4 protein-coding genes are annotated in these 5,939 nt (G+C 68.4%); 2 read left to right on the top strand and 2 right to left on the bottom strand.

Annotated elements, in window-relative coordinates; all coding sequences use genetic code 11:
- The first annotated feature begins 197 nt into the window (after positions 1-197).
- Positions 198-566, top strand: coding sequence for a hypothetical protein (locus tag Q7A36_RS37920; RefSeq protein WP_305108979.1), 369 nt, complete (start codon positions 198-200; stop codon positions 564-566).
- Positions 567-1,082: 516 nt separating this feature from the next.
- On the opposite strand, the gene Q7A36_RS37915 is transcribed toward Q7A36_RS37920, so the two are convergent.
- Both Q7A36_RS37915 and Q7A36_RS37910 read right to left on the bottom strand, forming a co-directional pair.
- Positions 1,083-2,114, bottom strand: a complete 1,032-nt coding sequence (locus tag Q7A36_RS37915; protein WP_305108978.1) for an MBL fold metallo-hydrolase — start codon at positions 2,112-2,114, stop codon at positions 1,083-1,085.
- A gap of 253 nt (positions 2,115-2,367) precedes the next feature.
- Positions 2,368-3,567, bottom strand: a complete 1,200-nt coding sequence (locus tag Q7A36_RS37910; RefSeq protein WP_305108977.1) for a competence protein CoiA family protein — start codon at positions 3,565-3,567, stop codon at positions 2,368-2,370.
- 128 nt (positions 3,568-3,695) lie between these two features.
- Here Q7A36_RS37910 and recD2 point away from each other — a divergent pair, with 128 nt between their 5' ends.
- Positions 3,696-5,876 (top strand): SF1B family DNA helicase RecD2, encoded by a 2,181-nt coding sequence (gene recD2 / locus Q7A36_RS37905; protein ID WP_305108976.1) that lies wholly within the window; start codon positions 3,696-3,698, stop codon positions 5,874-5,876.
- Positions 5,877-5,939 lie beyond the last annotated feature (63 nt).

Raw genomic sequence — 5,939 nt, 5'->3', positions numbered from 1 at the left:
CCTGCGCAGCCGATTGGGGGCGTAATGCCGGGTCCACAGCGACGGCGCCCGCCAGCCGCCCGAATGACATTTGCCACCTCCCGTGTCGCCCTGACCAGCATCCCAGTCAGCGCGACATTGCGCCCCTCCGAGACGGTGATGCCCTGCGGTCGAGCGCTCCGTTCGCCAAGCATGTCCCGGCATGGCACTCTGGCCGGATGATCGAAGCCGACCCGTCCCGCTCCGTCCGTGTCCGCTCCTATCGAAGCGGCGTGCGTGACGCAGCCCGAACCTACCGCTTGGCCGCCGATGCGGACATCCGGACTGCACTGAAGCGTGCAGCGCTCGCGGCTGTGCCGAAAGCCGAGGGCTGGGTGCTGCGGGTCTTCACCGTCGAGCGCACGGCTGCCGGGGAGCACGTCGCCGCCGTGCTGGATCGTCTCGCGCGCCGCGAGATGGGCAGCCCTGGCTTCGCCGCCGCGCTCGCGGCGACGCTCGATGATACCAAGGCTGTGCTGGTGGTTGCGGCCAGGGAGCCTGCGCGTATAGAGCGGGTCCGGTCCGCGCTCAGCGGGGCCGTGCACTGAGCCGGCATCTCCCGGATCGTTCAACCGGCTGCCGTGCTGATCAGCGCGGCGGTGCCGGGGAGCGGAATGCGTCCTGAAGGAAGGCCGGCACCAGCTCGCGGGCGGCGCGGCGCGCCTCCGCACCCTCACTGATATGCACACCGCAGCGGAGGCACCCGCGCAGATTGGCGTTCACGGCGTCGCGGTCCGGCGGCCTCGTGTCACCGGCGATGCGCAGTTCGCCAGCTTTGAGATCGTGCGTTTCGCTGCACGCGCCAAAGCTGCTGGCACTGGCAATGAAGCGCAGCGGCTCGCGCCATCGAAGGGATGATGCGCGTCGCCAAGCTCCTCGACCCGGACCGCCGCGCCGTGCCGGCCCTGCCGCGCCGCGACGATGAGACCATCGAGCAAGTCCGCAGCGGTCCATGGTGATGAGGCGGCACTAGGTGCGATGGCAGCATGCGGGCCAGCTTCATGCATTGGCAGCAGGCGCAGCAGCCCGATCGACCATGGCCGCTGCGCCTTGCAACGCTTCATTCAGGGCCCGACTGGATAACTGAGGGACAGCCCACCATCAGGGCGAGTGAGGTCGAGGCAGATCGGCGCCCGGTACAGCGGGTTCAGAGTGCGGGTTGTCGGCAACTCGGCATGGATCGCCTCGAACAGCGGTTCAAGACCGAGATTAAAGAACACACCCGCGATTTCGTCGTGATGGGCGGGAAGATAAATCGTCGGCTTGAACAGCTGCACGAGCGCGTTCGTCACCGGCACCTGCACGGCGGCAATCGGATTGCCCTGGTACGCGATGATGGCCGCGTCGATGCGGCCGAGTCTTGCGATGAGGGCCTCATCGCCCGGCGTGACGTGACCCGCACTGTCGAGCCAGAGCAGCCGGAAGCCCGTGTCGAAGGTGAGGACGTAAGCGAGTGTCCCCTCCGTGATGATATTTGGATCGGAGCTTCCCCGGGCTCGAATCGCAGCTTCCGCGGCCGTCTCTTCGGCCGTTGGCGTCCCACTGGTATCGGTGTAGATCTGGCCCGCATCCTTCAGCACGTCGGCAGAGAGCGTGCTGTGCCTCGCCAGAGCGACGTCCACCGTGATGTCATCACTCAGCTGGAACTGGCTGCCGTTGCCCACCGCAAGGATTTGGCCTTCGGGCAGGCCCTGTGAGCGCAGATAGTCAGCGCTGATCGCGGCACCGGCCACCACCGCCCCGGTACGACCGGCAATCGAGACTGCGTCGGAGATGTGGTCGAAGTGCGCATGCCCGATCAGGATGGCGTCCGCACGCGTCACTTGGTCCGGGGTGAAACCAATGGACCGGTTGCGGGGCCCGCGGTCGTAGTAGGTATCAAGCAGGACAACTTTGCCCTTGTAGGCGACTTCGTAGTTCGAAGTCCCAAGCCATCGCAGCGTGAGGCCGGGTATCCGAGATGGCAGCACAGGCCCGCCGACGGCCGCTGGCTTGTAGCTGCTACACGCGGCTTGGTGCCTGAACGGCCCACTGTTCCTCTCTTGAGCATGCGCCTGCACCCAGGTGCCAGCCACGAGCCCGAGCGCAAGCACCATTTGGCCTAGCCGATCTGCTTTGAACCGCACAGTTTCCTCCCGAATGCTCCTGCCGCCGAGCTGCCGGTGGACACGGCAGGCACTTGTGTCCTGGTACCCAAACCAAGGCCAGCGTTTGTCTACTGGAGCCGTAAGGCAAGCGCATTCAAGGAAACGAGGCCGCGGATCAGCGACCGCGGCAAAGCCGAGGAAAAGACAGCGGCCAAGTTCTCACAGTACTGAACCAACCGCGGTCACCCAGCGTCCCATCGGGTCAACCTCTCGTTGCCCCACGTGGGCTGCCCAGCGCTTTCGAGTGTCCAACCCGGCGGGCTGCTGCAGCTTGTCCCCTGTCGCGAGCCACGACCGCGGCCCGCCCGGGTCGCCACAAGCCGCCGGGGTCGCGGACGAGTAGGCCCATGAGGCCGAGTAAGCGCACATAATCGAGCACAACGTCGGGCGGTGGCCTTAATGCCGGAAAGCGGCCGGTGATGACGCGCCACGCGATACCGCCCGGCCTGGGTCCGGCGAAGCCGCCCCGCATGACGGGGTAAAGCGATGCTGCGACGGTGCGTTCATCAAGAGGAATGCCGCCCAGGACGTGGCGTCCGACCAGGCGCGACTGCCAGATCTCCCGGGCTACGGCGAAGCAACCATCCCCGGCCACGGCGATCCCGACCGCACCGCTCAATCCGGCATCGCGCGTGGCCTCGACAGCCCAAGCCAGCCGGGGATCACCCGGCTCTACGGTTGGTGCTGCGGCCGCCTCTGCGAGCGTACACCCGACACGCTCGAGCGCCTCGTCTCGGGAGTGGGTCCGTCGCGCCGCTTCGACGCGCATTGCGACCATGGCTGCGTCGGCGAGGCGGTTCCAGAGCCAGCGTCGCGGCGCCGTGTGCAGGATAATGTGTTCGAGCGTGTCCGGTGGGGTGTCGCGGGCGATCTGCGAAAGGTTGATCTCGACAGCGGCCAGACGTCGCGCCTGGATGAGCGCCACCTTCTCGGGGCCGCAGAAGTGGGTCACAGCGATCTCGACGAGCAGCGGGCGTTTGGCAATCGTGACGAGGATGTCGGGACGCAACCCGTCGAGCCCGGGTTCCAGGGCCGCGCCTTCCGGGTGGATCGTCATGGCCGGCCGGACACGATGGTGCTTGCCGCCGTATTCGACGGTCACCTCCGGCAACGTCAGTGCGGCTCGTTCCGCAATCAACTGCTTGGCCAGCCTATGCAGCATGGTCTCGTGGGTCGAAGCACAGGCGTGATCGGCGGCGTGCGCGAAATGGGCGATCCGCACCCCGCCCCGGCGCGCCACCAGGGGAGCACCGCAGGCTGGGCAGGTGCAGCCGCAATCCAAGCCAGCGGACACCTCGGACGCGCGCACAAGGCGGCCGTCTGGCGCCTCACCATACGGTAGGAGCACGCCGTCCCCACGCGGGGAGCATTCGGGTGCCCTGGGAGGTCCGCGGCTTTCCATGCGCTCCAGCTTCGCGCGATACCGAGGCAGAGCGCAACGGCGTGGGCGAAGAGGGGTGCGTGCGTGCCTGTGCGGGATTTATAGTGAGCGCGGGCGCGACCGAGACGCCAGGAAGCGAGCGGCCCGGCATGGACGGAACGAACAAGGCGGTGGCGCCCCCGACCGAGGCCCTGGCGGGCCTGGTCGAGCGCGTCACCTTCCACAGTGCCGAGACCGGCTTCTGCGTCCTGCGGGTCAAGGTGCGCGGCCAGCGCGAGCCGGTCACCGTGGTCGGCCACGCCGCCCTGATCTCGGCCGGCGAGTTCGTCAGCGGCTCCGGGACCTGGGTCAACGACCGCACCCACGGCCTGCAGTTCAAGGCCGCCTTCCTGAAGGCGACCGCGCCCACCACGCTGGAGGGCATCGAGAAGTACCTCGGCTCCGGCATGATCCGCGGCATCGGCCCGGTCTACGCGAAGAAGCTGGTCGCCGCCTTCGGCGGGGCAGTCTTCGACCTGATCGAGCAGGAGCCGGCCCGGCTGCGCGAGGTCACCGGCATCGGCCCCAAGCGCGCGGCCCGCATCGTGGGCGGCTGGGCCGAGCAGAAGGTGATCCGCGAGATCATGCTGTTCCTGCACTCGAACGGGGTCGGCACCTCCCGGGCGGTGCGGATCTACAAGACCTACGGCCCGAAGGCGGTCGAGGTGGTCAGCGAGAACCCCTACCGGCTTGCCCGTGACATTCGCGGCATCGGCTTCCGCACCGCCGACCAGATCGCGGCGAAGCTCGGCATCGAGCCCACGGCCATGATCCGGGTCCAGGCCGGCATCTCCTTCGCGCTCGCCGAGGCTATGGAGGAGGGCCACTGCGGCCTGCCCGAGACGGAGCTGGTGGCGCTCGCGCAGGGACTGCTGGAGGTGCCGGAGGCGCTGGTCGGGAAGGCCCTGGCCCTGGAACTGGCGGCCGGCGAGGTGGTGGCGGACATGCTGGAGGGCCAGCGCTGCGTCTTCCTTACTGGCCTGTACCGGGCCGAGCGGGAGATCGCCGAACGGCTGCACCGCCTCGCCTCGGGCGCGCCGCCTTGGCCGGCGATCGAGACGGAGAAGGCCATCCCCTGGGTGGAGGCGAAGACCGGCCTGACCCTGGCCGAGAGCCAGCGCGACGCCATGCGCCTTGCACTCGGCGCCAAGGCGCTGGTCATCACCGGCGGCCCTGGCGTGGGCAAGACCACCCTGGTCAACTCGATCCTGAAGGTCGTGGCGGCCAAGGGGCCTGAGATTGCCCTCTGTGCCCCGACTGGCCGGGCGGCCAAGCGCCTGGCCGAGAGCACCGGGCGCGAGGCCACCACCATCCATCGCCTGCTCGAGGCCGACCCGAGGGAGGGCGGCTTCAAGCGCAACGACACTCATCCGCTCGAGTGCGACCTGCTGGTCGTGGACGAGACCAGCATGGTGGACGTCCCGCTCATGCGGGCGCTGCTGAAGGCCCTGCCCGAGAGCGCGGCCCTGCTGCTCGTTGGCGACGTGGACCAGTTGCCCTCGGTTGGGCCGGGGCAGGTGCTGGCCGACGTGATCGCCTCCGGCGCCGTGCCGGTGGTGCGCCTGACCGAGGTGTTCCGCCAGGCGGCCGGCAGCCGGATTGTCACCAACGCGCACCTGATCAACCGGGGCAAGCTGCCGGACCTCTCGGCGCAGGAAGGTTCTGACTTCTACTGGGTCGAGGCGCCGGACCCGGAGACGGGGATGGAGCGGCTCCTGGCCGTGGTGCGCGAGCGCATCCCGCGCCGCTTCGGGCTGGACCCGATCCGCGACGTGCAGGTGCTCTGCCCGATGAACCGGGGCGGGCTCGGGGCGCGGTCGCTGAACATCGAGCTGCAGCAGGCGCTGAACCCACCCGGCGAGCTGCGGGTCGAGCGCTTCGGCTGGATCTTCTGCCCCGGCGACAAGGTCATGCAGGTGGCCAACGACCACCCGCGCGAGGTCTACAACGGCGACCTCGGCATCGTTCGCCGGATCGACCTGGAGGAAGGCGAGCTGGTGGTCGACTTCGACGGCCGGGAGATCGGCTACGGCTTCGATGAGCTGGACGAGCTCGTCCTGGCCTACGCCACCACGGTGCATAAGAGCCAGGGATCGGAGTACCCGGCGGTGGTGATCCCGGTCACGACCCAGCACTACCCGATGCTGCAGCGCAACCTGATCTACACGGCGGTGACCCGGGGCAAGCGGCTGGTGGTGATGGTCGGGCAGAGGAAGGCACTGTCCATCGCCGTTCGCGGCCAGCAGACCCGAAGGCGATGGTCGAAGTTGAAGGACTGGCTTGAGCGCTGATCGTTCCTGGCAGCACACGTCGCCAGTATGAGCTGCTTTGAGCGCAGCCTCCTCCCTTCAGGG

The sequence above is a fragment of the Paracraurococcus lichenis genome, assembly GCF_030657435.1.
GTDB classification, from domain to species: domain Bacteria; phylum Pseudomonadota; class Alphaproteobacteria; order Acetobacterales; family Acetobacteraceae; genus Paracraurococcus; species Paracraurococcus lichenis.
Note: the sequence above shows the minus strand (reverse complement) of the source record. Positions and strands in the feature narration are given on the sequence as shown.